Source organism: Rhodovulum strictum (assembly GCF_009649175.1).
Lineage (GTDB): Bacteria > Pseudomonadota > Alphaproteobacteria > Rhodobacterales > Rhodobacteraceae > Rhodovulum > Rhodovulum strictum.
Genome location: NZ_WJPO01000028.1, coordinates 25,798 through 52,383, shown reverse-complemented (window position 1 = coordinate 52,383; position 26,586 = coordinate 25,798). Strand labels below are relative to the sequence as shown.

27 protein-coding genes, 1 tRNA gene and 1 pseudogene are annotated in these 26,586 nt (G+C 67.8%); 8 read left to right on the top strand and 21 right to left on the bottom strand.

Annotation, left to right across the window (positions count from 1 at the left end):
- Positions 1 to 472: 472 nt before the first annotated feature.
- Both hisA and GH815_RS15280 read right to left on the bottom strand, forming a co-directional pair.
- The gene (gene hisA, locus GH815_RS15285) at positions 473 to 1,192 is read right to left on the bottom strand and encodes a 1-(5-phosphoribosyl)-5-[(5-phosphoribosylamino)methylideneamino]imidazole-4-carboxamide isomerase (protein ID WP_153749628.1); all 720 of its coding nucleotides are present in this window, start codon (positions 1,190 to 1,192) and stop codon (positions 473 to 475) included.
- Positions 1,193 to 1,265: 73 nt separating this feature from the next.
- Entirely contained in the window at positions 1,266 to 1,568 is a 303-nt protein-coding gene (locus GH815_RS15280) for a DUF6476 family protein (protein ID WP_153749627.1), read from the bottom strand.
- Between GH815_RS15280 and GH815_RS15275 the strand changes: the two genes are divergently transcribed.
- The 3 genes from GH815_RS15275 to GH815_RS15265 all read left to right on the top strand — a co-directional run bounded on the left by GH815_RS15275 (position 1,567) and on the right by GH815_RS15265 (position 4,825).
- Entirely contained in the window at positions 1,567 to 2,607 is a 1,041-nt protein-coding gene (locus tag GH815_RS15275) for an RluA family pseudouridine synthase (protein WP_153749626.1), read from the top strand. The genes GH815_RS15280 and GH815_RS15275 overlap by 2 nt on opposite strands.
- Positions 2,608 to 2,785: 178 nt before the next feature.
- The gene (gene rpoH, locus GH815_RS15270) at positions 2,786 to 3,682 is read left to right on the top strand and encodes an RNA polymerase sigma factor RpoH (RefSeq protein WP_153749625.1); all 897 of its coding nucleotides are present in this window, start codon (positions 2,786 to 2,788) and stop codon (positions 3,680 to 3,682) included.
- 108 nt (positions 3,683 to 3,790) lie between these two features.
- Positions 3,791 to 4,825: an ankyrin repeat domain-containing protein gene (locus GH815_RS15265; protein ID WP_153749624.1), complete on the top strand. Its 1,035-nt coding sequence runs from the start codon at positions 3,791 to 3,793 to the stop codon at positions 4,823 to 4,825.
- Between the two features lie 6 nt (positions 4,826 to 4,831).
- Here GH815_RS15265 and GH815_RS15260 read toward each other — a convergent pair whose 3' ends face one another.
- From GH815_RS15260 to GH815_RS19415, 7 genes are read right to left on the bottom strand one after another with little or no spacing between them, the layout of a single operon-like run.
- Positions 4,832 to 5,761: an AEC family transporter gene (locus GH815_RS15260; protein ID WP_153749623.1), complete on the bottom strand. Its 930-nt coding sequence runs from the start codon at positions 5,759 to 5,761 to the stop codon at positions 4,832 to 4,834.
- The gene (locus tag GH815_RS15255; RefSeq protein ID WP_343030907.1) at positions 5,761 to 6,561 is read right to left on the bottom strand and encodes an MBL fold metallo-hydrolase; all 801 of its coding nucleotides are present in this window, start codon (positions 6,559 to 6,561) and stop codon (positions 5,761 to 5,763) included. Before GH815_RS15255 ends, GH815_RS15260 begins: the two co-directional genes overlap by 1 nt.
- Positions 6,558 to 7,367 (bottom strand): TatD family hydrolase, encoded by an 810-nt coding sequence (locus GH815_RS15250; RefSeq protein WP_153749621.1) that lies wholly within the window; start codon positions 7,365 to 7,367, stop codon positions 6,558 to 6,560. Before GH815_RS15250 ends, GH815_RS15255 begins: the two co-directional genes overlap by 4 nt.
- Positions 7,368 to 7,373: 6 nt before the next feature.
- Positions 7,374 to 8,504 (bottom strand): DNA polymerase III subunit delta', encoded by a 1,131-nt coding sequence (locus GH815_RS15245; protein WP_153749620.1) that lies wholly within the window; start codon positions 8,502 to 8,504, stop codon positions 7,374 to 7,376.
- Positions 8,501 to 9,127, bottom strand: coding sequence for a dTMP kinase (tmk, locus tag GH815_RS15240; RefSeq protein WP_153749619.1), 627 nt, complete (start codon positions 9,125 to 9,127; stop codon positions 8,501 to 8,503). Before tmk ends, GH815_RS15245 begins: the two co-directional genes overlap by 4 nt.
- A 1-nt stretch (position 9,128) precedes the next feature.
- Positions 9,129 to 10,310: a D-alanyl-D-alanine carboxypeptidase family protein gene (locus tag GH815_RS15235; protein ID WP_407072189.1), complete on the bottom strand. Its 1,182-nt coding sequence runs from the start codon at positions 10,308 to 10,310 to the stop codon at positions 9,129 to 9,131.
- Positions 10,311 to 10,323: 13 nt separating this feature from the next.
- Entirely contained in the window at positions 10,324 to 11,232 is a 909-nt protein-coding gene (locus GH815_RS19415) for an SPOR domain-containing protein (RefSeq protein ID WP_153749618.1), read from the bottom strand.
- A 267-nt stretch (positions 11,233 to 11,499) separates the two neighbouring features.
- Here GH815_RS19415 and GH815_RS15225 point away from each other — a divergent pair.
- A pseudogene (locus GH815_RS15225) lies at positions 11,500 to 11,766 on the top strand (type II restriction endonuclease); the annotation flags it as partial.
- 22 nt (positions 11,767 to 11,788) lie between these two features.
- The gene (locus GH815_RS15220) at positions 11,789 to 12,487 is read left to right on the top strand and encodes a HEPN domain-containing protein (RefSeq protein WP_153749616.1); all 699 of its coding nucleotides are present in this window, start codon (positions 11,789 to 11,791) and stop codon (positions 12,485 to 12,487) included.
- 132 nt (positions 12,488 to 12,619) lie between these two features.
- Here GH815_RS15220 and GH815_RS15215 read toward each other — a convergent pair.
- Both GH815_RS15215 and GH815_RS15210 read right to left on the bottom strand, forming a co-directional pair.
- Positions 12,620 to 12,694, bottom strand: a tRNA-Asn gene (locus GH815_RS15215).
- A 69-nt stretch (positions 12,695 to 12,763) separates the two neighbouring features.
- Positions 12,764 to 13,663 (bottom strand): MBL fold metallo-hydrolase, encoded by a 900-nt coding sequence (locus GH815_RS15210; RefSeq protein WP_153749615.1) that lies wholly within the window; start codon positions 13,661 to 13,663, stop codon positions 12,764 to 12,766.
- Positions 13,664 to 13,721: 58 nt separating this feature from the next.
- Between GH815_RS15210 and GH815_RS15205 the strand changes: the two genes are divergently transcribed.
- Complete coding sequence (locus GH815_RS15205; protein WP_153749614.1) at positions 13,722 to 15,041, top strand: ATP-binding protein; 1,320 nt, start codon at positions 13,722 to 13,724, stop codon at positions 15,039 to 15,041.
- 75 nt (positions 15,042 to 15,116) lie between these two features.
- Here the strand turns inward: GH815_RS15205 and GH815_RS15200 are convergent, their stop codons facing one another.
- Complete coding sequence (locus GH815_RS15200; protein WP_153749613.1) at positions 15,117 to 16,670, bottom strand: alkaline phosphatase; 1,554 nt, start codon at positions 16,668 to 16,670, stop codon at positions 15,117 to 15,119.
- An 894-nt stretch (positions 16,671 to 17,564) separates the two neighbouring features.
- Here GH815_RS15200 and GH815_RS15195 point away from each other — a divergent pair.
- Positions 17,565 to 17,999, top strand: a complete 435-nt coding sequence (locus tag GH815_RS15195) for a hypothetical protein (protein ID WP_153749612.1) — start codon at positions 17,565 to 17,567, stop codon at positions 17,997 to 17,999.
- 15 nt (positions 18,000 to 18,014) lie between these two features.
- Here the strand turns inward: GH815_RS15195 and GH815_RS15190 are convergent, their stop codons facing one another.
- The 8 genes from GH815_RS15190 to GH815_RS15155 all read right to left on the bottom strand — a co-directional run bounded on the left by GH815_RS15190 (position 18,015) and on the right by GH815_RS15155 (position 24,687).
- Positions 18,015 to 18,611, bottom strand: coding sequence for a nucleotidyltransferase family protein (locus GH815_RS15190; RefSeq protein ID WP_153749611.1), 597 nt, complete (start codon positions 18,609 to 18,611; stop codon positions 18,015 to 18,017).
- A 15-nt stretch (positions 18,612 to 18,626) separates the two neighbouring features.
- Positions 18,627 to 19,910, bottom strand: a complete 1,284-nt coding sequence (locus GH815_RS15185) for a branched-chain amino acid ABC transporter permease (RefSeq protein ID WP_246176478.1) — start codon at positions 19,908 to 19,910, stop codon at positions 18,627 to 18,629.
- Positions 19,911 to 19,921: 11 nt separating this feature from the next.
- Positions 19,922 to 20,932, bottom strand: a complete 1,011-nt coding sequence (locus GH815_RS15180) for a branched-chain amino acid ABC transporter permease (RefSeq protein ID WP_153749609.1) — start codon at positions 20,930 to 20,932, stop codon at positions 19,922 to 19,924.
- The gene (locus GH815_RS15175; RefSeq protein ID WP_153749608.1) at positions 20,932 to 21,333 is read right to left on the bottom strand and encodes a hypothetical protein; all 402 of its coding nucleotides are present in this window, start codon (positions 21,331 to 21,333) and stop codon (positions 20,932 to 20,934) included. The genes GH815_RS15180 and GH815_RS15175 overlap by 1 nt, the downstream gene beginning before the upstream one ends.
- Positions 21,334 to 21,409: 76 nt before the next feature.
- Positions 21,410 to 21,832: a hypothetical protein gene (locus tag GH815_RS15170; protein WP_153749607.1), complete on the bottom strand. Its 423-nt coding sequence runs from the start codon at positions 21,830 to 21,832 to the stop codon at positions 21,410 to 21,412.
- Between the two features lies 1 nt (position 21,833).
- On the bottom strand, positions 21,834 to 22,544 hold the full coding sequence (locus GH815_RS15165; RefSeq protein ID WP_153749606.1) for an ABC transporter ATP-binding protein: 711 nt from the start codon (positions 22,542 to 22,544) through the stop codon (positions 21,834 to 21,836).
- A 69-nt stretch (positions 22,545 to 22,613) separates the two neighbouring features.
- The gene (locus tag GH815_RS15160; RefSeq protein WP_343030905.1) at positions 22,614 to 23,402 is read right to left on the bottom strand and encodes an ABC transporter ATP-binding protein; all 789 of its coding nucleotides are present in this window, start codon (positions 23,400 to 23,402) and stop codon (positions 22,614 to 22,616) included.
- A gap of 100 nt (positions 23,403 to 23,502) precedes the next feature.
- Positions 23,503 to 24,687, bottom strand: a complete 1,185-nt coding sequence (locus GH815_RS15155) for an ABC transporter substrate-binding protein (protein WP_153749605.1) — start codon at positions 24,685 to 24,687, stop codon at positions 23,503 to 23,505.
- Between the two features lie 123 nt (positions 24,688 to 24,810).
- On the opposite strand from GH815_RS15155, the gene GH815_RS15150 reads away from it, so the two are divergent.
- A complete protein-coding gene (locus GH815_RS15150; RefSeq protein ID WP_153749604.1) occupies positions 24,811 to 25,947 on the top strand; it encodes a PQQ-dependent sugar dehydrogenase in 1,137 nt (378 codons plus the stop codon).
- On the opposite strand, the gene GH815_RS15145 is transcribed toward GH815_RS15150, so the two are convergent.
- Positions 25,917 to 26,468 (bottom strand): antibiotic biosynthesis monooxygenase family protein, encoded by a 552-nt coding sequence (locus GH815_RS15145; RefSeq protein ID WP_170290366.1) that lies wholly within the window; start codon positions 26,466 to 26,468, stop codon positions 25,917 to 25,919. The two genes, GH815_RS15150 and GH815_RS15145, sit on opposite strands and share 31 nt — an antisense overlap.
- Between the last annotated feature and the right edge of the window lie 118 nt (positions 26,469 to 26,586).

Genomic DNA, 26,586 nt, shown 5'->3' with positions numbered 1-26,586 from the left:
AAGACCTTCCTTTCCGCCATCGCCCTCGCCGCAACCGTCCTGTTCTGGCTTTGACGATCAATGAGTCTGGAGCCTAGGGCCTGGACAGGCAAGTGCGACACCAAGTGGAGCACAAGGCCCATGAAACTGTCCGCCTGCCGCTCGCCCTCTCGGCATGGCGTCTATTGCTTCCGCTGGCCGCTTCCCCGGTCTGAACAACGCCCGCGCACAACCTCCGGGTTTCCTGTGACGGGCCTCCGGTCGGGACGATTGTCTCGGCGGCATCCGTGAACTCAAAGCGGGCGGATTTCATGTGGTGGCGATAGACCACACCCCGCGCTTGGCCGTTCTGGCCTTGAGCGGTTGATCCCGGGCATGGCGCCGGTGATCGGAAGCCTGCGGATGTCAGCCTGGCCGGACTTCGAGAACCGACCCAGGCCCGTAGATTTCCGGCGGCAAGGCCGAAGGTCGGGGGCAGCGCCCCCTATGCGGTTCAGTCCCTGAGCGTCGCCAGCGCTTCGGCAAGGTCGAGCGCCCCGTCATAAAGTGCGCGCCCCGAGATTGCCCCGGCAATCACGCCGGTCCCCCGCAGCGCGACCAGATCGGCCAGCGACGACACCCCGCCCGAGGCGATTACCGGGATCGACACGGCGCGGGCCAGTGCTTCGGTGGCGGCGATGTTCGGGCCCTCCATCGCGCCGTCGCGGTCGATATCGGTGTAGATGATCGCCGCAACCCCGGCATCCTCGAAGGCGCGGGCCAGATCGGTTGCCATCATATCGGTTTCCTCGGCCCAGCCGCGGGTGGCAACGCGGCCCTGGCGCGCGTCGATGCCGACCGCCACGCGGCCCGGAAAGGCGCGCGCCGCCTCGTGCACCAGCGCGGGGTTTTCGACCGCGACGGTGCCGAGGATCACCCGCCTGACGCCGCGCGACAGCCAGCTTTCGATCGTGGCCATGTCGCGGATGCCGCCGCCAAGCTGGGCAGGCACGCTGATCGCCGCCAGGATCGCCTCGACCGCGGCGGCGTTGACCGGGCGTCCGGCAAAGGCGCCGTTCAGGTCGACCAGATGCAGCCATTCGCAGCCCGCCTGCTGGAAGGCCAGCGCCTGCGCGGCCGGGTCGTTGCCGAAGACGGTGGCCTTGTCCATCTCGCCGCGCAACAGCCGCACGCATTGGCCGTCCTTCAGGTCGATGGCGGGGTAGAGGATCATGGGCAGGCTCCGGGTGCTGTTGCGGCTGGCGCGCCGGTTATGCCCGAAAGCGGGCGGAATGCAACGCAGCCCGCTATCGCTCGATCCGGACGGTCTGGCGCAGCGCGCCGGTTCCGGCGTCGAAGATCAGGATGCGGTCATCCGCGGTGACCACCGCCACCCAGTCGCGCCCGCGGGTAAAGGCCGTGGCGGTCGCGCCCTCGGGCATGCTGAGCGCTTCGGGCAGCGGCAGCGAGCCGCCCCCCGGCATGCGGATGACAAACAACGCGACGATGACTAGAAAGCCTGCGATCATCGTCACCAGAAGCAGGGTGACCAGCACGCGCAGGAGTTTCAGGTTCGGGGGCAGGGCCTCCGGCCTTGGGGAATCGTTCATGTCCACGCCCATTTCCACGCCGCGGCGGCTGACGGTCATCATCGGACCGAACCCGCCCGACCGCCTTGATAAGGCGCTGGTCCGCGATACGCCAGAGGCCGAGGGGCTGACCCGCTCGCGTCTGGCCAAGCTGATCGCCGCGGGGGGCGTTGCGCGGCGCGGCGAGCCGCTGACCGAGCCGCGCGCGCGGGTGGCCGAGGGCGACGAGATCGAGATCGCCTTTGCCGAACCGGCCGAGGTGGCGACCGCGCCGCAGGCGATCCCGCTCAGCATCGTCCATGAGGATGACGAGTTGGTGGTGATCGACAAGCCCGCGGGCATGGTGGTTCATCCCGCGCCCGGTGCGCCCTCGGGCACGCTGGTCAACGCGCTTCTGGCCCATTGCGGCGACAGCCTGTCGGGGATCGGCGGCGAAAAGCGGCCGGGCATCGTGCACCGGATCGACAAGGAGACAAGCGGCCTGCTGGTCGTGGCCAAGACCGACCGGGCGCATGCCGCGCTGGCCGCGCAATTCGCGGCCCACAGCGTCGAGCGGCAATATTGCGCCATCGTCTTCGGGCTGCCCGATGCGGGCGATCCGCGGCTGCATGGCCTTGCCGGGCTGTCCTTCGAGCCGGGCGGGGTGCTGCGGATCGCCACCAGGATCGGCCGCCATCCCACCGACCGCCAGCGTCAGGCGGTGCTGGCCTCGGGCGGGCGGCATGCGGTCACGCGGGTTCGGGTGGTCGAGGCTTTCGGCCAGCCGCCGGCCGCCGCACTGGTGGAATGCTGGCTGGAAACCGGCCGCACCCATCAAATCCGGGTGCATCTGGCCCATGCCGGGCATGGTCTGATCGGCGATCCGGTCTATGGCGGGCGGCGGCGCCTGTCCGAGCGGGCGGTGGGGGCGGCGGCCGTCGAGGCGGCGGCGGCATTTCCGCGCCAGGCGCTGCATGCCGCGACGCTGGGCTTCGTGCATCCGGCCACCGGCGAGACGCTGCGCTTCTCGTCGCCGCTGCCCGATGACATGGTCCGGCTGCTTGCGACGCTGCGAGGCTGAAACATCCGCGCAAACCTGCGTGATCCGCTGACATCTTTACCGGATCTTTACCCGTTTTCGCCGGAATCCGGTCCATTCTGCGTGCAAGGCAAGTCGGGAAGTGAATCGGCGTAACTTGAACCGAACGGTTCATTTCCTAGATCGAAAAGATAAGCACGAGGGAGCAACAGGGATAATCATGAGCACATATGCCAACCTTCCCGCCCCGTCTCCGGAGCAGGGGCTGAACCGCTATCTTCAGGAGATCCGCAAGTTTCCGCTGCTGGAACCCGAAGAGGAATACATGCTGGCCAAGCGCTGGGTCGACCATCAGGATGCCGAGGCGGCGCATCGCATGGTGACCAGCCACCTGCGGCTTGCGGCCAAGATCGCCATGGGCTATCGCGGCTACGGGCTGCCGCAGGCCGAGGTGATCTCCGAGGCGAATGTGGGCCTGATGCAGGCGGTCAAGCGGTTCGATCCCGAAAAGGGCTTTCGCCTTGCGACCTATGCGATGTGGTGGATCCGCGCCGCTATCCAGGAATACATCCTTCGGTCCTGGAGCCTTGTGAAACTGGGCACGACAAGCGCGCAGAAGAAGCTGTTCTTCAACCTGCGCAAGGCCAAGGCGCGAATCGGTGCCCTGGAGGAGGGCGACCTGCGCCCCGAGAATGTGGCGCGAATCGCCCATGACCTGAACGTGACCGAGGAAGAGGTCATTGCCATGAACCGCCGCCTGTCGGGCGGCGATGCCTCGCTGAACGCGATGGTGGGCAGCGATGGCGATACCTCGACCGAGTGGCAGGACTGGCTTGAGGACGAGGATGCCGACCAGGCCCAGGCCTATGCCGAGCGCGACGAGCTGGAAAGCCGCCGGGCGCTTCTGGTGCAGGCGATGGACGTTCTGAACGAGCGCGAAAAGGACATCCTGCTGCAACGGCGGTTGCAGGACCAGCCGGTGACGCTGGAGGATCTGTCCGCCGTCTATGATGTCAGCCGCGAGCGCATCCGCCAGATCGAGGTGCGGGCCTTCGAGAAATTGCAGAAGCGGATGACCGATCTGGCGCGCGAAAAGGGCATGCTGACGCCGGTCTGACCGAACAAAACGCCTAAAATTCGTCTCAGTTCGATAGCAAATCGGCCAGAATCCACAACTAGAGCGAATGCACGTGGGGCGTGTGTTCGTTTATATGTGGTGGATGGTATGAGTAACGATCTGGCCGGGTTTCTGTCGGCGCTTGAGGATGCGGCCCGCAGGGGCGCATTCGACGAGTTCGAGACGCTTGTCATACGGGCCGAGGCGGCAATTACCGCGCTGACGCCCGATCTGGCACGCGAGGCGGGCGCGGCGCGGCGCACGATTTCCGCGCTGCGCGGGGAACTGGTCCGCAGCCCGGGTTTCATCGACGAAAGCGCGCGGCTCAGCGCGGCGCTGGCCGCGGCCGAGGGGATGGGCGACACCCTGCAAGCCCACCGCCTGTCCGAGGCGCTTTACCGGCGCGGCAAGGCGATCATGGCGACGCTGCGCCTCCCCGAAGACGATGCAGCGCCGCTGGATGAACCCACCCGCGCGCTGTTCGCGGCGATCGAGGCGGGCGATATCGAGCGGGTGCGCGCCTGCCTTGCCGGAACCGATATCGACGCCCGGCAGGGGCCGTTGCAGGAAACCGCGCTTTATCATGCGCTGTCGGTCGAGGGGCGCTCCCCCGCGATGGTCGCGTTCCTGCTGTCCGAAGGGGCCGATCCGAACGCGGGTATGGAGGGCGGCTATCGCCCGCTGCATGCCATAGCGGCCTATCCCTGGGGCGGGGAGGCGCCATCGACCTCGGCCCGGCTTGCGCAGATGCTGGTCGAGGCGGGCGGCGATATCGAGGCGCGGACCGAAAGCTGGGGCTGGACGCCGCTGCATCGCGCCATTCTCGAAGGCTCTGACGACGAGCTTGAGGCGCTGTTGCAGGCGGGGGCCGATCCCAACATTCCCTTCGATGACCGTTCCGAGCCGTGGTTTACCCCCGGTCGTCTGCCGCTTCAGATTGCTGGACATGATACGGGCCGGGTGCGGCTTTTGCTCGACTACGGTGCCGATCCGCGCAAGACCGATGCCCTGGGCGAGGACACGGCCAGCTATCTGCGCATGCTGATCGACGAGCATCTGGCCCGCCGCGCCGAGGAAGACGCCCATCGCGCGGGGCTGGAACGCTCGCTGGCGCTGGTGCGCGACTGGCCGGCGCGGTCCTGACGCCGGTCAGGGCAGCACCGCCAGCCACAGCCACGCGGTCAGGATAGAGGCGGCCGTTCCCATCAGCACCGAGGACGCCGCGACCCGCCGCGCCGCGCCATACATGTTGGCAAAGATATAGGCGTTGACGCCGGGCGCCATCGCGGCGGTCACCACGGCCGAACGGAACTGCCCGGTCTCAAGTTGCAGCTGCGTGCCCAGCATCCAGACCACGGCGGGGTGGATCACCAGCGAGATCGCGCAGGCATAGGCGATCACGCGCAGATCGCCCTCGGGCCGGTAGCGGTAAAGAACGCCGCCCAGCCCGAACAGCGCCGCCGGAAGGGCGGCGCGGATCATCAGATCCAGCGCATCCGTCAGCACGCCGGGCAGCGCCAGTCCGGTCAGGTTCACCACCAGCCCCAGCGCGATCCCGATCACCAGCGCGTTGCGGAACATCGCCTTGAGGATCGCGCCCGCGGTGCCCAGGACGCCCGCGCCGCGATTGCGCACGATCTCCATCGCGGTCAGCCCCAGCCCGTAGCAAAAGGGCGAATGCATCGCGATGATCGCATAGTTCGGCGCCAGCGCATCCGCGCCATAGGCCCGTTCGGTGATCGGCAGGCCCAGCAGCAGCGAATTGGAAAAGAGCCCGACAAAGCCGATGGCGACGCTGTCTTCCCAGCTTCGGCGGAACAGGAGCCGCGCGCCGAACAATCCCAGAAAGAACCCGATGGTCGCCCCGGCATAGAAGCTCGACAACAGCCGCCAGTCGAATTCCTGCCCCAGATCCAGCGTCGAGACGGCGCGAAACAGCAGGCAGGGAATGGCGAAGTTCTGGGTGAACTTCATCAGCCCGTCGACGCCCGCCTCGGAGAACAGCCCGCGCCAAACCGCGACATAGCCGAAGCCCAGAACCAGAAAGACCGGCAGGATGACATCGAGCAGCGCCTGCATCAGACCGGCAGGCTCAGCACCATCCCGTCATGGGCGGGGGTGACATGGGCGGGCGTCTCGGCCGCCACCGTCTCGTAATCGAGGTCGATATGCATGTTGGTCAGCACCGCGCGCGCGGGCGCCAGGCGTGCGATCCAGTCAAGCGTGCGCTCCAGATGGAAATGCGTGGGATGCGGCGTCCGTCGCAGCGCGTCGATCACGAGGATATCGAGCCCCTGAAGCATCGGCAGGCTTTCGGCATAGATCTCGGCCACATCGGGCAGATAGGCCAGCCCCTCGATGCGAAAGCCCAGCGCGTCGATGGCACCGTGATTGACCCGGAACGGCATCAGCGTCACCCGCCCGCCCGCGCCGTCCACATGCACCGGCCCGTCGATCGTGTGCATGGTCAGGATCGGCGGATAGGGCGAGCCCTCGGGTTGGGTGAAGGCATAGCCGAAACGGGCATAAAGCGCGTCCTGCGTCGCGCCATCGGCCCAGACCGCCAGCCGCTTGCGGGTGTTGAACACGATCTGGCGCAGATCGTCGATGCCATGGACATGATCGGCATGGGAATGGGTATAGACCACCGCATCCAGTTCGCCGATCCCCGCGCGCAGAAGCTGGATGCGCAGGTCGGGCGAGGTGTCGATCAGCACCCGCGTCACGCCCTCGGGGGTTTCGCGCTCGACCAGCATCGAACAGCGCAGCCGCCGGTTGCGCGGGTTGTCGGGGTCGCAGGCGCCCCATTGCCCGCCCAGCCGCGGCACGCCGCCCGACGAGCCGCAACCCAGAATGGTGAACCTGAGCGCGCCGCTCACGCGGCCTCCTGCCAACGGGCGGCCTTCCAGAACAGCCGGTCGAAATTCGCCTGCGTCTGCGCGGCAAAGGCGGCGTAGTCCAGGCCGAAAAGCTCTGCGCCGACCCGGGCGGTATGGACGGTATAGGCCGGTTCGTTGCGTCGCCCGCGATGGGGCGGGGGGGCCAGATAGGGGGCGTCGGTTTCCAGAAGGATCCGGTCCAGCGGGGCGGCGGCAAAGATCTCGCGCAGCTCCTGCGATTTCGGGAAGGCCGCAATCCCCGACATCGACAGGTAGAACCCCAGATCGAGCGCCGTGCGGGCCAGATCAGCGCTGGAACTGAAGCAATGCATCACGCAGCCATAGGCGCGTTCGCGACAGGTTTCGGTCAGGATGCGGGCCATGTCCGCATCGGCGTCGCGCGCATGAACGATCAGCGGCAGCCCGGTTTCCTGCGCCGCGGCGATATGGATGCGCAGGCTGTCCTGCTGCACCGCCGCGCTGTCGGCGGTGTAGTGATAGTCAAGCCCCGTCTCGCCGATGCCCACCAGCTTCGGATGCCGCGCCAGCGCGATCAGTTCGTCCAGCGTGGCCAGCGGTTCCTCGGCCGCGCTCATCGGATGGGTGCCCGCGACATAGAAGACGGGGGCATAGGCTTCGGCGATGCCGCGCACCTGCGGCTCGTTCCTGAGGCGCGTGCAGATCGTGACCATCCGCGTCACCCCGGCAGCAACCGCCCGGCCCACGACAAGATCAAGCTCGTGGCCGAAATCGGGGAAATCCAGGTGGCAATGGCTGTCGGTGATCTGGGGGGTGGTTTGGGTCATCTCGCCTCAGGCGGCCAGCCGGCCGGCGGTCTCGTCCATTCTGAGAACCGTATCGAGGATGAGCGAGGCGGGGTCAAGGTTGACGGCCCGGCCCTGGCGCGCGCGCGCGGTCAGGATCTGCGCCGCCTCGGACCAGGCGCGGGCGGCGGCGGGGCCGGGGGCAAGGCGTGCCAGCATCGCCGCCTCGCCCCTTGCGGCCTCGGGCGGCGGTCTGCCGGTCGCGCCGGTGCGTGCCAGCCGGGCCAGCATCAGGTCGATCAGCCGCAGCGTCAGGTCGAACCGCGCCTCGGCGGCCCGGCCTGCGGCAGATTCGGCCAGCCGGATCGCGCGGGGGCGGTCCAGCCGCGGATGGTCGGCGAACAGCGCGACAAGCTCTGCATAAAGCGCAAGCCCGTCAAGCCGGGCCAGCCGGATCGCCTCGCCCACCGATCCGCCCGAGAGTTCCGCCAGGGCCGCGGGATCGCCCGGCACCTCCTGTCCCGCTGCGGCCAGAGCCTCGGCCATCGCGGCGGGGGAGAGGGGGGCAAGCCGCAATTCGCGGCAGCGCGAGCGGATCGTCGGCAATAGCCGCGCGGGCTGGTGGCTGACCAGCAGAAGCGTCGCGTTGGCGGGCGGTTCCTCGAGCAGCTTCAACAGCGCGTTCGCGGCGTTCGGGTTCATCTCGTCGGCCGCGTCCACGATCACCACGCGCCGCCCGCCCTCGGCCGCCGACATCCCGAAGAAGCCGCGCAAGCGGCGCACCTCGTCCACGGTGATGACGGTCTTCAGCCGCTTCTTGTCGTCATCCCAGCCGCGCCGGATCAGCATCAGCCCCGGTTCGGACAGCGCCGAAATCCGCCGCGCGACCGGATGATCGGGGGCGATGTCCAGCCGGTCGGGGGCAGGGGGGGCGTCGGCGAACAGCCCGCCGCCCGCATCCGCGGGCTTGCCCAGCAGAAACCGCGCAATCGCCCAGGCCAGCGTCGCCTTGCCCACCCCGCGCGGCCCGGTCAGCAGCCAGCCATGATGCATCCGCCCGCCCGTGAAGGCGTCAAGGAAGGCCGCCTCGGCCGCGCCTTGCCCGATCACCCGGGCGGTTTCGCGCGGATGGGGGGCGCCCTCGACGCGGTCGGGTTCGGGGATCGCCTCGTCGCTCATGCCAGCGCCGCCTGGGTCAGCGCGGCAATCTCGGCGGCGATGGCATCGGCCTCGCGGGTTGCGTCGATCACCCGGCAGCGCGTGGCGAATTCCTGTGCCAGATCCAGAAACCCCGCCCGCATCCGCACCTGCATCGCCTCGCCGAAATCCTCGAACCGTTCCTCGGTGCCGTTGCGCCCCCGCGCGCGCGCCAGCCCGATGCCCGGATCCATGTCCAGCACGAAGGTCAGATCCGGTTCGCGTCCGATCATCAGCGCGTGCAGCCTGTCCACGACCACGCGCAGATCGCCCCGGGTGATGCCCTGATAGACACGGGTGGAATCGGCGTAGCGGTCGCAGATCACCACCTTGCCCGCCGCCAGCGCCGGTTGAATCGTCTTTTCCAGATGGTCGCGCCGCGCGGCGGTGAACAACAAGATCTCGGTCTCGGCCGACCAGCGGTCGGGGTCGCCTTCGAGCACCAGCCGCCGGATGTCCTCGGCGCCGGGGCTGCCGCCGGGTTCGCGCGTCAGCACCACCTCGCGGCCCTGCGCGCGCAGATCGTCTGCCAGCCGCCGCGCCTGGGTGGACTTGCCCGAGCCGTCGATACCCTCGAAGGTGATGAACCGCGCGGCCCCGCCCATGTCAGAGGCCCGTGGCCTCCCGCCCGAGCCCGATCAGAACCTCGGTCGCGGTTCTCAGCCGCGGCACGAAGCCGCCGCGCCCGACAGAGCGTTCGGCCACCAGCGGCACGCGCATCGGTTCCATGTCGGGGCGCGCGATGACCAGTTCGCCCAGTTCCTGCCCGGCCTCGATCGGGGCGAGGATGGGCGTGCGATAGATCACCTCGGCCTCGAGCGCGCCCTGGGCCAGAGCGGGCAGCAGGATTTTCAGGTCATCCGGCGCGACCAGACCGACGCGCTCGATCTCGCCCATCCAGACCCGTGCCGCGGCCACCTGCTCGCCCTTGCGCAGGATCTCGCGCTGGACGAACTGGCGAAAGGCCCAGTTCACGATCCGCTCGCCTTCCTCGGCGCGCTGCGCCTCGGTTTCGAGCCCGGTGATGACGAAGATCACCCGCCGCCCGTCCTGCACCGCCGAGCCGACAAGCCCGAAGCCTGCCTCGCGGGTGTGTCCGGTCTTGAGTCCGTCCGCCCCGATCCCCAGCCGCAGCAGCGGGTTGCGGTTGAACCGGTTCTGCGGCGAGCGCCCGTCGAAGGCATATTCCTGTTCGGCGAAATAGCCGTAATATTCGGGGAATTCCTCGATCAGACGTTCGGCGATGATGCCCAGATCGCGCATGCTCATCCGCTGGTTCGGATGCGGCCAGCCGGTGGAATTGGCAAAGGTCGAGCTGGTCATCCCCAGCGCGCGGGCGCGTTCGGTCATCAGGCGCGCAAACGCCTCCTCGGTGCCCGCCAGCCCCTCGGCGGCCACGACGCAGGCATCGTTGCCCGATTGCACGATGATGCCGCGGATCAGTTCCTCGACCGTGGGCCGGTCGCGGTCATTCAGAAACATCGTCGAGCCGCCGATCGCCATGGCGCGCGACGACACCGAGAACCGCGTCTCGAGCGTGATGCGCCCGTCGCGCAGCGCCTCGAACAGCATGTTCAGCGTCATCAGCTTGGCCATCGAGGCGGGCGGCATCGACTCGTCCGCATTCTTGGCCAGCAGCACCGTGTTGGTGGCCGGATCGAAGACATAGGCCGCGGTCGCGCGCGTCTCGAACGCGGCGCGGGCGGGGCCGCCCAGAAGCAGCGCCCCGATCAGCGCCAGCCCGGCCAGCGCGGTCATCCTTCCGGATCGCAGAAAGCTCTGTCCCATGGTCCGCTGCGCCTCACTTCGTGACGGTATAGGCATCTGTGTAGCCGAGCCCCTTGACCGTCTCAAGCAGCGCGGCCTGTTCGTCACGGCTTTGCGAAGGGCCGACAAGAACGCGATAGCGGCTGGACTCGGCGCGTTTCAGTTCGCGGATCGAGGGCAGGATACCGGCCTCGCGCAGTTTGCCGGCGGTCTCGCGGGCATTGTCCTCGATCGTGAAGATGCCGACCTGGATGAAGGGCCGGTCCAGCCTGGACGCGGCCGGGGCAGGGGACGGCACGGGGGCGGCTGCGGCCCGGACGGCGGCGGCCTCGCCGGGGATCGCCAGGGTTCCGGCCGGGGGCGCGGCCACATCCCCGGGCGCCATGGCCGGGGCGCGGGGGGCGGCTTCGGCATTCGCGCGATCCGGGCGGCGCGCCGGGGGCCGCGACTCGGTCCCGCCCGAAATCTTGCTGTCTGCTGCGGGCGCTGCCGCGGCGGGGGCGGCCGACGGGGCCTGCGGGCGGCGCAGCACCACCACGCGCAGCGCCGTCGGCTTACCCGCCAGCAGGTCAAGCGCGGCCGCGGCGTCCGAGGAGACCTGCAACCGCGGACCCGGCATGTCACGCTCGCGCCGGAACAGCGCGGCGGTCACGGATTTGCCGTTCTCGGTATTGCGCACGATCACCCGTTCGGGGCCGGGGGCGTCGGGATGAGCCACCCAGACGCCGCCCAGCGAGGGCCGCCCGTCCCAGAGCCCGGGTTCAGCCACCGCAAAGACCTCGGGCGCCTCGACTTCGCCCCCGACACTTGCGACTGCGGCCGTCCCGGCCTCCGGCGCCGGCTCCTGCAATGTTGCAAAGGGTCCGCTGCCATCCTGGCACCCCGCGACAAGCGCCGCCATGCCCAATGCCAGGGCAAGCCGCCCGATCCGGTATCCCGCCATGCCTTGCCCCCTGTTCGCGCGGGTGTCCCGCGTCATGTGATTTTCTGCCGCTCTCCGGTCCGCGCCCTGTGGCCAGAACGCCCGGACCGGCTCGCGCTGCCTGTGATGCGCATGATAGCTCCTGGACGGGCGCATGGAAAGATGCCCACCCCGACGCGCGCGAATTTCAGCCCGCACCCACCACCCAGACGGGTTGCCCCGGATCAGCCGACACTGGACCGCGCAACCGGCCTGTTGTAAAAACAAGGGTCGGCCGTTCGCGAGGCCCGGCTGCGGATGTTTGCTACCAAGACCACATGCCGCGACCGCTGGCGGCAGGTGATCAACGAGGCAGACCGGATTCCTGTGAAGCACCTCCTGACCTTGCAGGAGGGCGTGTCCGAGGCACAGTTCCGCGAGATGACGCAGGCCAATGTGCAGCTTGTGGCGCCCGAGCCCCTGATTGCCAAGTTCCCCGCCAGCATCCGAACGAGTATTGTGACGCTTGAGAGCTTCTTGGGCGATCTGCGGCTTCTGGTGCCGGGCGCGGCGTGACGACTTTGAGGAGAAAGTTAGAATGGCTGAAAGCAACGCAATCCGACGCCTTCGGCTTCGCCTCACCGATGCTCGCAGACTAATCGAAATTCATGAAGAATGCACAGGCAACGCCCGGGGGCGTCGGCATGGCTATGACGCCTTGAACCGAAGCGCGGTAATCTTGGCCGTTGCCGCTTGGGAGGGCTTCTCCGAAGATTCCTTAGATCGTGCAGTTGCCGAAATTGCTCGACGAGCGGAAGGCCCCGAGACTCTGCCGGATCGGGTTTGGCAAGCCATGCTCGCGCATCTCCACGAAAAGCACACTTGGAGCAAGCTCAACGACACGGCGAAATCGTCTCTGTGGAAGCTGGCCGGTGAAGGTTGGCGCTTGCAGTTCATCGACTACAGCAAGGCTAAGATCGCCGCGCTAAACACGCCCAACCACGGCAACCTACGAAAGGCGTATTCCTCTCTTGTCGGTCTTGAGAATTTTTCTGCTCAGTGGGGGGCAAGAAGGTGGTCGGAGGCTGATTACATCGCAAAGCTGGATGACCTGCTAAACCTTCGGCACCGCATCGCGCACGGTGTCATCGGTGAAGAAACCGTAGGGAAAAGCAAGGCTCGTGCCGGTGTTGGCCTCATTGAACGATTGGCGGGAAAGACGGATGAAGTTGTGACGGCACACCTTGCGGCGATGAAGCTGCGACCCGTGCGGATACGTCAGCGGGTGGCACCGTGAACGGAAGAGGGGTTCACCTCACCGGGCAGGCGATTTCCGTCACGGTGATGACTCAGTGATGATTTCGGCCAGAACGAGAAAAGCCCCCTTGCGGGGGCTTGCTCGTAATCCTCTGGTTTTACAGGGGATTTCTGGCTCCGGCGGTAGGGATCGAACCTACGACCAATTGATTAACAGTCAACTGCTCTACCGCTGAGCTACGCCGGAACACGGGGGCCGTATAGCAAGACGATTCCGCGCCGTCCAGAGGGATTGCGCGAGAAAATTGCCTCTCGGTCAGAGCCGGTGCCAGAGTGCCGTGGCGGTGATCTGGCCTTCGGGTTCTGCCAGGGATTTGTCTGCCATCTCAATGAGATGGGCGAGGACGTTTCGGGTGGCGGCGGGCAGGAGGGCGGGGGGGGTGTCGGTGTAGACCGCGCGGGCGAGGGCCTGGGCGGTTGCGGGGCCGGCGGCCAGCGCCTCGGATATGCGGGCGGCGCGCATCTGCCGGTGGGCGGTCAGTTCGGCGATCCGGGCCGGGCCATCCGCCACCGGCGCGCCATGGCCGGGAAACAGCACCCGTTCGGGCCGCCCGGCCAGCAGATCGAGCGAGGCCATGAAGGCGGCAAGGTCGCCATCGGGGGGCGAGACCATGGAACTGGCCCAGCCCATCACGTGATCGCCGGTGAACAGCGCATCCTCCCAGGCAAGGCAGAGGTGGTTGCCCATGTGGCCGGGCGTGTGAAGCGCCTCGATCTGCCAGCCGTCGCCTGCGATCCGATCGCCATGGCCAAGCCTGATGTCCGGCACGAACCCGGCATCCACGCCTTCGCCCCCGCCAAGCCCCGACAGCGCGGCCAGATCGGTGCGCTGACCGGCCGCGCTGTCTCCGAAGGCCAGCACCGGTGCGCCTGTTGCCCGGGCCAGCGGCCGGGCCAGCGCGGAATGGTCCAGATGAGAATGGGTGACCAGAATATGGCCGATCGTCTCGCCGGGATCGAGCACGGCCAGCAGCGCGGCCAGATGCGCCGGATCGGCGGGGCCGGGGTCGATCACCGCCACCCGGCCCTCGCCGAGGATATAGCTGTTCGTTCCACGAAAGGTCATCGGCGAGGGGTTGGGCGCCAGCACGCGGCGCAGGCCGGGGCGCAGGCGGTCGCAGGCGCCGGGCGGCGGGGCGAAGGCGTCGGTGTCCATTTCTGGCATCCCTCTGTGCGGTCTTCCTAAGCGGGCGCGGGGCCGCTAAGGCTTTAGCATGTGGCGGGCCTCGATCAAACGGATGCTGCCGCGGGGGCTTTATGGCCGGGCCGCGCTGATCCTGCTGGTGCCGGTCGTCACGCTGCAACTGGTGGTTTCGGTTGTCTTCATCCAGCGCCATTTTGCGGATGTCACCCGGCAGATGTCGCGCGCCATCGTGCTGGAACTGGCCTTTCTGACGGAACTGGTCGACGCGGCGCCCGATCACGAAGCGGCGCTGGCGCGGGCGCGCGCGGTGGGTGGGCCACTGGCGCTGTCGGTCGCGTTTCCCGAGGCGGTGCCCGAGGGCGAGACGCGACTTTTCTATGACCTGTCGGGCAAGTCGGTCACCGCGACCCTGGCCGAAGGGCTGCCCGGCTTCCGCGGCATCGACCTTGCGGGCAACACGCGGCTGGTGCGGGTCGGAATCGAGACGGAGCACGGGCCGATGGAGGTCGAGTTCGACCGCCGCCGGGTGTCGGCCTCGAATCCGCACCAGTTGCTGGTGCTGATGGTGGTCACGGGCGTTCTGATGACGCTGATCGCGGCGCTGTTCCTGCGCAACCAGTTGCGCCCGATCACCCGGCTGGCCGCCGCGGCCGAGGCGTTCGGCAAGGGGCGGGCGATGCCCTATCGGCCCGCGGGCGCGACCGAGGTGCGGGCGGCGGGCCGGGCCTTTCTGGACATGCGCGCGCGCATCGAGCGGCAGATCGAACAGCGCACGCTGATGCTGTCGGGGGTCAGCCACGATCTGCGCACGCCGCTGACCCGGCTCAAGCTGGAACTGTCCATGGCCGAGGAGACGCCCGAAACCGAGGCGATGCTGCGCGATCTGGCCGATATGGAGCGGATGATCGACACCTTCCTCGATTTCGCCCGCTCAGAGGTGCTGGACGATCCCCAGCCCTGCGATCCGGCGGAACTGGTGATGCGGGTGGCCGAGCGGGCGCAGGGTCTGGGCGGGCCGGTCGAGATCGGAGATCTGCCCCGGGACGAACAGGTTCTTCTGCGTCCGCAGGCGGTCGAGCGGGCCTTGCAGAACCTTGTGAACAACGCGCTGCGCTATGGCGGCATGGCGGCGCTGGGGCTGTCGGTCGGCCCGGGGCAGGTGGTCTTTTCGGTCGAGGATGACGGGCCCGGCATCCCGGCGGATCGGCGCGACAAGGCGGTGCAGCCGTTCCAGCGGCTGGATCCGGCGCGGGGTCAGGACAAGGGCGGCGGGGTCGGGCTTGGACTGTCCATCGCCGCCGACATCGCGCGCGGGCATGGCGGAGAGTTGCGGCTGGGGCAAAGCACGCGGCTGGGCGGGCTGAAGGCAGAACTGGTGCTGGCGCGCTAATCAGATGCGCCGCCGCAGGGGGGGCGGCGGCGCAGGGGGCAGGGCGCTGACGCCCCGCCCGGGATCAGGCCCGGATCACGCCGCGCGGGCGCGACGGCGCAGACCCGCCAGCAGCAGCAGGCCCGAGCCGAACAGCCACGCACCCGCAGGCAGCGGCACCGGCGCCAGGTCCTGGCCAAGACCGGTGGCCTGCGCGATCACGCGGTAGACGCCGGTGTTGTCGATATAGGCACCGGTGTCGTTGTGGCCGGTGAACTGCACAAGGCCCGGATCGGTGCCGATGATCTGGCTCAGGAACAGATCGGCCCCCGCGCCATGCGCCCACATCAGCGTGTTCTCGTTGGTGTGGGTGCCATAGTGCCAGCGAACCCCCGGCAGGTTGCCCGCGCCGTTGTTCTGGATCGGCTGGAACGCGATGGTGTTGGAGTTCGGGCCCATCGGCATGGCGTTGCCATGGTCGGTCAGCACGATCATCAGGGTTTCTTCCCAGGACGAGAAGGTGTTCACCCACTCGACCGCCGCCGCGACCGAGCGGTTGAAATCAATCTGCTCCTCGATGATGCGGGCGGTGTGGTTGGCATGGGCTGCCCAGTCGACCGCGCCGCCCTCGATCATCACGAAGAAGCCGTTGTCGTTCTTGCCCAGATGGTTCAGCGCGCCCAGCGTCATGGTTTCCAGCGTGGGCACATTGGTGTTCTGCGCCACCTCGAAGGCGTTGGCCGGGGTGTTCAGGCCGCTGCGGTTGTATTGCAGCGTGTCGGCAACCTGGGCCAGGCCGAAAAGCCGGCCGTCGATCACCAGATCGCCCGAGGCCAGCGCCTCGAACTGCTCTTTCGTCTGGATCAGCGACATCCCCGCGCTGCCATCGTTCAGCGCGTTCCAGACGCTTGCGGGCGTGTAGCCGCCGCCAGAGCCGGTCTCGTTGGCATAGTACGGGTTGGCGCGCAGCTGGCCGTTCGAATCGTAAAGCGGGTGGCCGCCGCCCATGATCAGGTCCAGCGTGCCTTCGAACACCATCTGCTTGGCGATCTCGCCATAGCTGTTGCGGCTGATGTTCTGCGCGCCAAAGGCCGCGGGGGTGGCGTGGGAATAGGGAACGCTGGACACCACGCCCACGGCCTTGCCGAGCTCTTCCTTGAGCTGCTGCGTGATGAAGCCCAGCGGCTGGCCGAAATCGTCGAAATCGACGGCGTTGTTGTAGGATTTCTCGCCGGTGGCCAGCGCCGTGCCCGCCGCTGCGCTGTCGGTGTAGTCGCGCTTGATGTAGTCGTAACCCGCGAAATGGCTGGTGCGGCCGCCGTAGCTGCCGCTGATCGGGGTGGTGTCCCAGGCCTTGTCGGGATCGTAGAACACCTTTTGCTCGCCCGAGTATTGCGGCGTGCTGGCGGTGTTCAGCGGCGTGGTGATCATGCCCAGCTTGACGTCGAAGCTGTCATAGGCCTGCTGGCCCTTTTCACCGTATTCCCAGTAGCTGGCCATGTCCCAGGTGCCCCAGGAGGCGCCGTCGGAGATGAACAGGATCACGTTCTTGGCGGTGTCGACCGTGGCTGCGGGGGCGGCGATCGGGGCGGCAAGCGGCACACAGACCGAGGCCGCAAGCAGCGCGCGGCGGGAGATGTGGAACGACATTCTGTCCTCGTCGATATGTTTGCGAAAGGGTGAGCGGTCAGGCCGAACAGGGCACGGCCCGAGCACGCGCAGACCATCGTCGCGGCGTGTAAAGGTTTCTCGGAATGCGTGTGACGGTTATGCGAAACTCCGCCGGAGCCCCGCTGAACCCAACGGATAGCGCGTGCCCGATTGTCGCAGGCATCATCTGGCAGGGCGCGCCGCCTAGCCGACGGAACCCGCCCCGGACGAAGCACCGCCAGATCGCGTCAGAAAGGGGCTCGATTCGTGGCGGAATCGTGTGCCGGTTTCCCGCTTGCCTGCAATCGTGGCAGATCGTGGAAAATGGCGCCGAACCGGAAACGGATCGAACCCGGTCCCCCGGCCAGCGAAGCGCGCCCCCGGCGCTGCCCAAGGCGGGGAAGGACGGAAACAATCCGGGGGTCGCATCGGTCCGAAGCGAGATCAATTCCCCGCCAGGGCCGTGAATGTTGACGAACCCGGAACGACATCCGCCAGGGTTGGGCGCGCAGCGGAAACGGCCGCAACCAGCATATCCCGCGCCCGCTCATGGCGCCGCCGGGCTTCTGCCCCCTTGTTGCCGCGTCCTTGCCCGATTTCCCTTTGGCGCGGCGGGGGGCGGACGTAATCTGATCGTGCCAAGCCGGGGGCATTGGCGAAGGGCCAATAGGGGTGGCCGCACGAGAGGGCCGGGAGACCGTGCCGCGTTCGGACCGTGTATTTCCACGGGTTTCGGCGCGGGTGAAGACGCGGTATCCCGGCCGATTTCGACCGGATCGGACGGATCCGCGGGCCGCGTGAGGGATCGGCCCACAATGTCGCACCCCGCTGGACAGCCGGGGCGGCTTGCGGGCAGTTTGGCGTCAGGGCCACGCGCGCATTAAGGGGATTGCGATGACCGACGAGACGGAGATCTGGCATCTGATGCCGGTGGCGATCCTTGCTATCCTCTGGAATCTTGCGGGCTGCGCGGATTATGTGCTGACGCAATACGGCGTTGCGCCCTATCTTCAGATCCTGACCCAGAGCAATGCCGACTACTTCACCTCGCTGCCCTCGGTGCTGGACGGATCCTGGGCGATAGCGGTCTGGGGCGGGCTTCTGGGCTCTATCCTTCTGTTCCTGCGCTCGGGTGCGGCGCCCGTGGTGCTGGGGATCGCGGCGCTGGCCATGCTGGGCTCGGCGGGCTGGCTGATCCTGTTCGCCGCGCCGCCGCTTGCCGCCGTGTCGGGCGCGTTCGGGGTTGCGATGATCTCGGGGGCGGCGGGGGTGGCGATGCTGTTCTTCCTCTATGCCCGCCGGATGCGGATCGCCGGGGCGCTGGGATAGCGCGGCGGGGCGCGCTCAGCGCCCTGTCCGGGCACGCCAGTCGGCCCAGTCCTCGGGCGTGTCCAGATCGGTCAGCGCGCGCTCGCCGCTCAGGGGCAGAAGCTGAACGGCTTCGCCTGCAAGCACCGCCCGCCCGCCCGCATCGCCCTGCACCCGGGCCAGCATGGCGAACAGCCGGGACGGGAAGATCACCGGATGGCCCGCCGCGCCGCCCGACGTGCAGGCGCGCAGCGCATGATCCGGGGCTGCGTGAAATGCCGCGCGCAGCATGGCCAGATCCTCGGTCGTGATCTCTGGCATGTCGGGCAGCATCACCATCAGCCCGGACGCGCCCGCCGCCTGCGCCGCCGCCGCCCCCGCGCGGAGCGAGGCCGCCATCCCCTCGGCAGCGTCGATCCATGCGATGCGGGCGGCCAGCCCCGCCAGCGCCGATGCGCGCGCCGTGCCCGCGCCCCTGGGCAGCGTCACCAGAACCGGCGCCCCGGTGGCCAGCGCGGCCATCGCCTGACGGCGCAACAGCGCCACGCCATCGACCGGTTCCAGCAGCTTGTCGCGCCCGCGCATCCGGGCCGAGGCGCCCGCGGCCGGCAGCAGGATCAGCAGCTCTGCCAATCCCGCCCCCGCCCGTCAGCGTTCGGGGATCAGCCCGCGCGGGCTGAAGCGCAGCACCAGAAGCAGGATCACCCCCATGGTCAGCAGCCGCATATGCGCCACGCTGTCCATCAGATGCGCCCGCAGGGCCGAGTCGGCGGCCATGCCGCTGGTCATCACCTCCATCAGGAAGGCACCAAAGGGTTCGACCTGCACCCACAGGAACCAGATCAGGAAGCCGCCCAGAACCGCACCGAAATTGTTGCCCGAACCACCGACGATCACCATCACCCACACAAGGAAGGTGAAGCGCAGCGGCTGATAACTGGCGGGCGTCAACTGACTGTCGAGCGTGATCATCATGGCGCCCGCAAGCCCGCAGACCGCCGAGCCGAGGATGAAGATTTGCAGATGCCGCGCCTTGACATCCTTGCCCATCGCCTCGGCCGCCACCTCGTTGTCGCGGATCGCGCGCATCATCCGTCCCCAGGGCGACCGCAGCGCCATCTGGCTGAGCCAGATCAGCGCGATCAGCACCGCCGCGAACAGCCCTGCGTAAAGCAGTTTGACATAAAGCGTCGAGGCGGTGACCGGATCAAGACCCAGGCCCGCAGCCCGTTCGACAAAGCCCGGATCGGCCTGCAACTCGACCTCATAGGGGACGGGGCGGGGGATGCCGATGACGTTCTTGACGCCGCGGGTCAGCCATTCCTCGTTCTTCAGGACCGCGATCACGATCTCGGCGATGCCCAGCGTCGCAATCGCCAGATAGTCCGAGCGCAGCCCCAGCGCGGTCTTGCCGATCACCCAGGCCGCGCCCGCGGCCAGCAGCGCGCCCACCGGCCAGCCGAACAGCACCGGCAGCCCCAGCCCGCCCAGATAGCCCGTGGCGGCCGGGTTCACCGCCTCGATCGCGGCCACGGCAGGGTCAAAGACCGCGCGGAAGACGAAGAAGCCCGCAACCAGCCAGACCACCAGCGCCACCCCGCGCAGCGCGCCCCGCGCCATCCGCCGCCAGAGCTGGATCGCACCGACGATCACGCCCAGCCCGATGGCCAGGGCGAACAGAACCTGCATCCCGCCCGCGGACCAGGCCGCCCCCACCGGCGGCATCGAGACAAGGACCACGCCCAGCCCGCCCAGCGCCACGAACCCCATGACGCCGACATTGAACAGGCCCGCATAGCCCCATTGCATGTTCACCCCAAGCGCCATGATGGCCGAGATCAGCCCCATGTTCAGGATGTTCAGCGCCGCGTTCCAGCTTTGCAGATAGCCGGTGCCGACGATCAGCAGGGCAACCAGCGCGAAAAGGGCCATGTCTCTGGGCTTCATACCGATTTCCCCCGGAAAATCCCCGTCGGACGGAACAACAGAACGATCACCAGGATCACGAAGCTGACCGCGAACTTGTATTCGGTCGACAGCAATTGCACGAGCCCGTCAGGCGCCATGCCGTCAGGCAGCAGATAGGTCAGCACCTTCTTCCAGGCATAGGTGATCGTCACCTCGGAAAACGCGATCAGGAAACCGCCCGCAATGGCGCCCAGCGGATTGCCCAGCCCGCCCACGATGGCCGCCGCAAAGATCGGCAGCAGCAACTGGAAATAGGTGAATGCCTTGAACGACTTGTCCAGCCCGTACAGAACGCCGGCCGTGGTCGCCAGCGCCGCCACGATGATCCAGGTGATCGCCACGACCCGTTCGGGATTGATGCCCGACAGCAGCGCCAGATCCTCGTTGTCGGAAAAGGCGCGCATCGACTTGCCGGTGCGCGTGCGGTTGAGAAACCAGAACAGCAGCGCAACGACCACCACCGCGGTCACGATGGTGATGGCCTGCGAGGTGCGGATCGCCAGCCCCTCGGCCAGCCCGGTCATCTCGCGGAACGTGCGCGCGTCGATCAGGAAACGCACCCCGTCGTCAAAGCGATGATCGTCCGGGCCGATGATGAAGCGGACCAGCCCGTTGAGGATGAACATCACCCCCATCGACACGATGACCAGGATCACCGGCTTGGCCTTCTGCTCGCGATAGAAGCGATAGACCACCCGATCCGTGCCCAACAACAGCAGGGCGGTGACCGCGATCCCCACGGGCAGCGCCAGAAGCGCGGTCGGCAAGGGCGAGAGCGAAATCCCGTAGGATTGCAATCCCCATGTCGCGAGGATCGTCACCATGGTTCCGAACGCCATCGTGTCGCCATGCGCGAAGTTCGAGAAGCGCAGGATCCCGTAGATCAGCGTCACACCCAGCGCGCCCAGCGCCAGTTGCGCGCCATAGGCGGTTGCGGGGATCAGCACGAAATTGGCAAGGGCCACAAGGGCGTTCAGGACATCCATCACTCGCAGGTTCCGAGATAGCTGACAACTTGCGGCCCTTGGGCCATGTGCAGGGTATAGCGGGCGGCGCCATCGGTGACGACCAGATAGGACCGGACGGCGTCATTGCCCCCCTGAAGGAACAGCGTGTCGCCGCCCAATGTGCCGAAGGCGTCGACCTTGCCCGCGGCCGAATACAGCACGACCCGCGCCAGCTTGACGCCCGCGCCCATCCCGCCGCCGCGCCCATCCACCGCCAGCGTGAAGCCGGTCGCCGTGCAGGGCTCTGCCTCGCGGCATTCCCGGTCGAAACGGCACTCCAGCGCGAAATCGTTCTCGTTCGGCTCCTGCGCGGCAAGGGGCAGGGGCAGGCCCAGCACCGACAACAGGGCCGCAAGCGCGAGGGTGCGGCGGTTCAGCATGACTGTTCTCCCAGACAGGCCGGCCGGCGGGGCCGGGCGTTGATCGGCGAACCGCCATCGGATCGGAGGGGGCGGTTCATTGGCGCGGCTCGCAGCGGCCATGGATCGTGATCGCGACCGCGGTTGACGGCGCCTCGGCACCATCGAGCGGCACCAGGCTGTGCCGGGTCAGAACGAAGCTGAGATCGTCGAACACCGTCATGGCGCCTGCGCCCTGTCCGGGCTCCAGCGCACCGCCCGCCGCCTGCACCAGCACGCCCGGCGCATCCTCCAGTCGGCGGAACTCGAAGAACCGCTCGCCCTCGGCGGTGGTCAGGATCAGCTTGTCCCCGGCCTTGCGCGGCAGCTCCATCGCATAGCCCAGCCCGACCGCATCGCAGACGCTGTCCAGCCGTGTCACGCAGGCAAGGTCCGCCACGCAGTCCAGAAGCCGCGGCGCGGCTTGGGCCGGAACCGCAGCAACGGCCGCCAATGCCATGACAAGAAGGGCATTTCCCATCTCAGCCCCCCAGAAAGGTGCGGCGCACCTCGGGGTCGGCCAGAAGCGCCTTGCCGGTATCGGTATAGGCATTGCGCCCCTGCACCAGCACATAGCCCTTGTCCGCGATCTCCAGCGCCTGGCGGGCATTCTGCTCGACCATCAGGATGGAAATGCCGGTGCGCGCCACCTCGATGATCCGGTCGAACAATTCGTCCATCACGATCGGGGAAACCCCCGCCGTGGGCTCGTCCAGCATCAGCACCGAGGGTTTCGTCATCAGCGCGCGGCCTACCGCGACCTGCTGGCGCTGGCCGCCCGACAGTTCGCCCGCGGCCTGGCGGCGCTTTTCCTTGAGGATCGGGAAAAGGTGATAGACCTCCTCGATCGTGCCCGAAATGTCGTCGCGGCGCAGGAAGGCGCCCATTTCCAGGTTTTCCTCGACACTCATCGAGGTGAAGATGTTGCTGGTCTGCGGTACGAAGGCCATGCCCTTGGCCACGCGGGCTTGCGGCGTCAGGCGGGTGATGTCCTCGCCGTTCAGCCGCACCGCGCCCGAATGGACGTTCAGCATCCCGAACACCGCCTTCATCGCGGTCGACTTGCCCGCGCCGTTCGGGCCGACGATCACCGCGATCTCGCCCTTCTCGACTGCCACGGTGCAGCCATGCAGGATATCCGCGCCGCCATAGCCGCCGATCATCCGGTCGCCGATCAGGAAAGGTTCAGCCATCCGCGCGTGCCCCGTCCTTCTTCTTGGCAAAAATACTCAATTCCGCCCTTTCCGCCCGCGCGCCCCCGCTCAGGCCGTGCCTTCCGCCTTCAGCTTGTTCTTCAGCCCGGTGCCCAGATAGGCCTCGATCACCGCCTCGTTCTGCATGATCTCGTCGGCCTTGCCCTTGGCCAGCACCTTGCCCTCGGCCATCACGATCACCGGATCGCAAAGCCGGCCGATGAAATCCATGTCATGCTCGATCACGCAAAAGGTGTAGCCGCGTTCCTTGTTCAGCCGCACGATGGCATCGCCGATCGTGTTCAGAAGCGTGCGGTTCACGCCCGCGCCCACCTCGTCGAGGAACACCACCTTGGCGTCCACCATCATCGTGCGGCCAAGTTCCAGCAGCTTCTTCTGCCCGCCCGACAGGTTGCCCGCCCTTTCGTCGGCCAGGTGGTCGATGGTCAGGAAATCCAGCACCTCGTCGGCCTTCGCGGCCAGCGCGCGTTCCTCGGCCGCCACGCGGCCGCGCCCGAACCAGGCGTTCCAGATCGTTTCGCCCGACTGGCCCGCGGGCACCATCATCAGGTTCTCGCGCACCGTCATCGAGCTGAATTCATGCGCGATCTGAAAGGTGCGCAGCAGCCCCTTGTGGAACAGCTCGTGCGGCTTCAGCCCGGTGATGTCCTCGCCCGCCATCGTGACCTTGCCCGAGGTAGGCGGCAGAACGCCCGCGATCACGTTGAACAGCGTGGACTTGCCCGCGCCATTCGGCCCGATCAACCCGGTGATCGAGCCTGTGGCGATCTCGATCGAGGCGCCGTCCACCGCGTGGAAGCCGCCGAAATGCTTGTGCAGGTTCTCTACCCGGATCACGTTCCCATCCCCCGCGTTCTGGCGCGCGTGATTAGCGCAAGGCGGCGGCCCGGAAAAGCCCCGGGCCGCCTGTCCTTTTGGCCAGTCGCCGTGCCGCGCCTCAGCGGAAGCGGTCGGTGACGAACGCGCCGTCGGTGATCGTGTATTCGCGGAAATTGCCCGCGCTTTCGCCCGGCCCGATCAGGTCGACATCGATCGCGCCGACATAGTCGATCTGCTCGCCCGCCGCGAGAAGCTCAAGCGCCTTGCCCAGTTCGCCGGGATAGATCTTCTCGCCCGGTTCGTTGGCAATCTCCATGATCCGGTCCTTGAAATCGGCCGATGCGGTCGAGCCTGCGGCATGCATCGCCAGAAGGATCAGCGCCGCCGCGTCATAGCTTTCGGCCACATAGGACGAGGTGCCGTCGAAGCCTGCCGCGGCCGCCATTTCCTGGATCGTCGCCGCGCCGGGGCTGTCGGTGCCGGGCACGGTGCCGAACGAGCCGTTCAGCTCGGGGCCGATCGCCGCGATCAGCGACTCGCCATACATCCCGTCGGGCAGGAAGAAGGTTTCGAACGCGCCAGTGTCGATCGAGGCCTGGATGATGCCGCGCCCGCCCTGGTCGACATAGCCCGCGACCACCAGCATGTCGCCGCCCGCAGAGGCCAGCGCCGCAACCTCGGCCGAATAGTCGGACTTGCCGTCGTCATGCGCGGCAACGATGGTCACGGTGCCGCCCGCAGCCTGGAACGCGGCCTGGATCGAATCCGCCAGCCCCTTGCCGTAATCGTTGTTGGTATAGGAAATCGCGACCGAGTTCATGCCGCGTTCCTTCAGCACCTCGGCGATCACCTCGCCCTGACGCGCGTCGGAGGGCGCGGTGCGGAAGAACAGCCCGTCATCCTCGGCGCTCGACAGAGCGGGCGAGGTCGAGGAGGGCGAGATCATCACGATGCCGTTGGGCCGCGCCACGTTCTGAAGGATCGCGCCCGACACACCCGAACAATCGGCCCCGACGATGGCATGCACCTTGTCCGAGGTCACCAGACGCTCGGCGGTGGCGGTGGCAGCGGCGGCGTCCACACAGGTCGAGTCGCCGCGGACCGGGGTTACGGTCGCGCCGTTCATGAAGGTTCCGGCGGCATTGATCTCGGCAATCGCCAGTTCCGCGCCGCCCGCCATGGCCGGGGTGATCGATTCGAGCGGCCCGGTGAAGCCGAAGATGATGCCGATCTTCACCTCGTCGGCCGACGCCGTCCCGGCAAGGGCCAGCGTGGCCGCGCTGGCCAGAAGCAGTTTTTTCATTGTTGAACTCCCGTGTTGGAATGAAATCCGGGGGGCAGACTAGTGGCGCCCGTATCAAAAGGGAAGGGAAACCGCGCCGCATCCGGGCTTGGCATGGCGCCTCTGCGCCCTAGGTTTCCGCACATGCAACAGTCTGTTTCCCGACCGATCCGGCGCCTTGGCGCGCTTGTCCTTGGCATCGGCCTGCTGGCCACGCATGCCCCCGATCCCGCCCGCGCGCTGGAAAGTTCCGCCGGGACGCTGCGCATCGAGACAATCGCCACCGGGCTGACCGAGCCCTGGGCCATCGGCTTTCTGCCCGATGGCAGCGTGCTGGTGACCGAGCGGGGCGGGCGACTTGTGCGGATCGCCGGGGGTGAGGTGGCCGAGGTCGCGGGTCTGCCGGATGTGGCGGCCGTGGGGCAGGGCGGGCTGCTTGATCTGATGGTGCCGCGCGATTTCGCCGAAAGCCGCGAGATCTTCCTGTCCTATGCCCGGGCGCAGGGGCGGGGCGAGGGCACGGCGCTGGGGGTCGGGCGGCTGTCGGAGGACGGCACGCGGCTGGAGGGGTTTCGCGAGATCTTTGCGATGGCGCCCGGGGCGCGAGGCGGGCGGCATTTCGGATCGCGCATTGTCGAGGGGCCGGAAGGGCATCTGTTCCTGACCATCGGCGACCGCGGCGAGGATCGCAGCGCGCAGGATCTGGGGCGCCACGAGGGTTCGGTCCTGCGGTTGAACCGCGATGGCACGGTGCCCGGCGACAACCCGTTTGCGGGGCAGCCGGGCGCGCGGCCCGAGATCTGGTCCTATGGCCACCGCAACCCGCAGGGCGCGGCGCTGGATCTGGAGGGGCGGCTGTGGATCAACGAGCATGGCGCGCGGGGCGGCGACGAGGTGAACCTGATCGAGAAGGGGGCCAATTTCGGCTGGCCGGTGATTTCCTACGGGCGGCATTATTCGGGGCTGAAGATCGGCGAGGGGACGGCGAAGCCGGGGATGGAACAGCCCCGGCACTACTGGGATCCCTCGATCGCGCCCTCGGGGCTGGCGATCTATTCCGGCGCGCTCTGGCCGCAATGGCGGGGGCATCTGTTCTCGGGCAGCCTGAATTCCGGTTTCCTGTCGCGGCTCGACCCCGATTCCGGGTTCGCCGAGGAACGGCTGGAAGCACCCCAGACCGGCCGGCTGCGCGATGTGCGCGAAGGGCCCGACGGCGCGATCTGGTTCCTGTCGGTGACGAACGGGGCGCTTTACCGGCTTCTGCCCGAGACCGGGCAATAGCCGGGCGCCTCGGCCCGGTCGGTCATCGTGTAGTCGCGGGTGATCGCGAAGACGCGGATCTCGTCGGCACCCGGGGCCATGCCCTCGGCAAGCGCCTGCGCCGCCGCGCCCCCGGACGCCTCTGCCAGCGTGACGAAGCGGCCCGGCCGGGTGACGCTTTCATAACCGCGCCCGATTGCCGCCGGGGCGGGGCCATAGGCGGCGACAAGCCAGCGCGCCGCGCCCTCGGGCGAATGGACTGCCTGGGGGCCGACGCGGATGCGGTAGCTTTCGAAATGCAGCCTTTGCCCGGCCCATTGGCTGGCGCGGTGCGCGATGTCGCGCCGCCAGGCGGTGATCGCCGCCTCGTCGGCCCAGAACTGATGCGAAAGAAGCGCCTCCGGGTCGTCGAGCGGGCGGAAGCGTTCGAGATAGATCAGCCCGCGATGGCGCGCGAGGATCGGCCGCAGCCGGTCGACATGGGCGAAATAGGCGTCCATATGGCCCGGTTTCGGGCGGACATCGAAGAACAGGCACTGCATCGCTGGCGCGGCCCCTGGGGGTGGCATCGGGGCAAGACTGGCCGGGACGGGGAACACTGGCAAGGGGGAAGCGCATCGGTCGTGCTGTCCGGTGCAAGGGGGCGCTCCCGCCCCCGTC

Coding starts and splice junctions, on each gene's coding strand:
- hisA (WP_153749628.1), bottom strand. CDS start 1,192: ATGATCCTCTACCCCGCCATCGACCTGAAGGACGGCCAATGCGTGCGG.
- GH815_RS15275 (WP_153749626.1), top strand. CDS start 1,567: ATGTCCACGCCCATTTCCACGCCGCGGCGGCTGACGGTCATCATCGGA.
- GH815_RS15280 (WP_153749627.1), bottom strand. CDS start 1,568: ATGAACGATTCCCCAAGGCCGGAGGCCCTGCCCCCGAACCTGAAACTC.
- rpoH (WP_153749625.1), top strand. CDS start 2,786: ATGAGCACATATGCCAACCTTCCCGCCCCGTCTCCGGAGCAGGGGCTG.
- GH815_RS15265 (WP_153749624.1), top strand. CDS start 3,791: ATGAGTAACGATCTGGCCGGGTTTCTGTCGGCGCTTGAGGATGCGGCC.
- GH815_RS15260 (WP_153749623.1), bottom strand. CDS start 5,761: ATGCAGGCGCTGCTCGATGTCATCCTGCCGGTCTTTCTGGTTCTGGGC.
- GH815_RS15250 (WP_153749621.1), bottom strand. CDS start 7,367: ATGACCCAAACCACCCCCCAGATCACCGACAGCCATTGCCACCTGGAT.
- GH815_RS15245 (WP_153749620.1), bottom strand. CDS start 8,504: ATGAGCGACGAGGCGATCCCCGAACCCGACCGCGTCGAGGGCGCCCCC.
- tmk (WP_153749619.1), bottom strand. CDS start 9,127: ATGGGCGGGGCCGCGCGGTTCATCACCTTCGAGGGTATCGACGGCTCG.
- GH815_RS15235 (WP_407072189.1), bottom strand. CDS start 10,310: ATGGGACAGAGCTTTCTGCGATCCGGAAGGATGACCGCGCTGGCCGGG.
- GH815_RS19415 (WP_153749618.1), bottom strand. CDS start 11,232: ATGGCGGGATACCGGATCGGGCGGCTTGCCCTGGCATTGGGCATGGCG.
- GH815_RS15220 (WP_153749616.1), top strand. CDS start 11,789: ATGGCTGAAAGCAACGCAATCCGACGCCTTCGGCTTCGCCTCACCGAT.
- GH815_RS15210 (WP_153749615.1), bottom strand. CDS start 13,663: ATGGACACCGACGCCTTCGCCCCGCCGCCCGGCGCCTGCGACCGCCTG.
- GH815_RS15205 (WP_153749614.1), top strand. CDS start 13,722: ATGTGGCGGGCCTCGATCAAACGGATGCTGCCGCGGGGGCTTTATGGC.
- GH815_RS15200 (WP_153749613.1), bottom strand. CDS start 16,670: ATGTCGTTCCACATCTCCCGCCGCGCGCTGCTTGCGGCCTCGGTCTGT.
- GH815_RS15195 (WP_153749612.1), top strand. CDS start 17,565: ATGACCGACGAGACGGAGATCTGGCATCTGATGCCGGTGGCGATCCTT.
- GH815_RS15185 (WP_246176478.1), bottom strand. CDS start 19,910: ATGGCCCTTTTCGCGCTGGTTGCCCTGCTGATCGTCGGCACCGGCTAT.
- GH815_RS15180 (WP_153749609.1), bottom strand. CDS start 20,932: ATGGATGTCCTGAACGCCCTTGTGGCCCTTGCCAATTTCGTGCTGATC.
- GH815_RS15175 (WP_153749608.1), bottom strand. CDS start 21,333: ATGCTGAACCGCCGCACCCTCGCGCTTGCGGCCCTGTTGTCGGTGCTG.
- GH815_RS15170 (WP_153749607.1), bottom strand. CDS start 21,832: ATGGGAAATGCCCTTCTTGTCATGGCATTGGCGGCCGTTGCTGCGGTT.
- GH815_RS15165 (WP_153749606.1), bottom strand. CDS start 22,544: ATGGCTGAACCTTTCCTGATCGGCGACCGGATGATCGGCGGCTATGGC.
- GH815_RS15155 (WP_153749605.1), bottom strand. CDS start 24,687: ATGAAAAAACTGCTTCTGGCCAGCGCGGCCACGCTGGCCCTTGCCGGG.
- GH815_RS15150 (WP_153749604.1), top strand. CDS start 24,811: ATGCAACAGTCTGTTTCCCGACCGATCCGGCGCCTTGGCGCGCTTGTC.
- GH815_RS15145 (WP_170290366.1), bottom strand. CDS start 26,468: ATGCAGTGCCTGTTCTTCGATGTCCGCCCGAAACCGGGCCATATGGAC.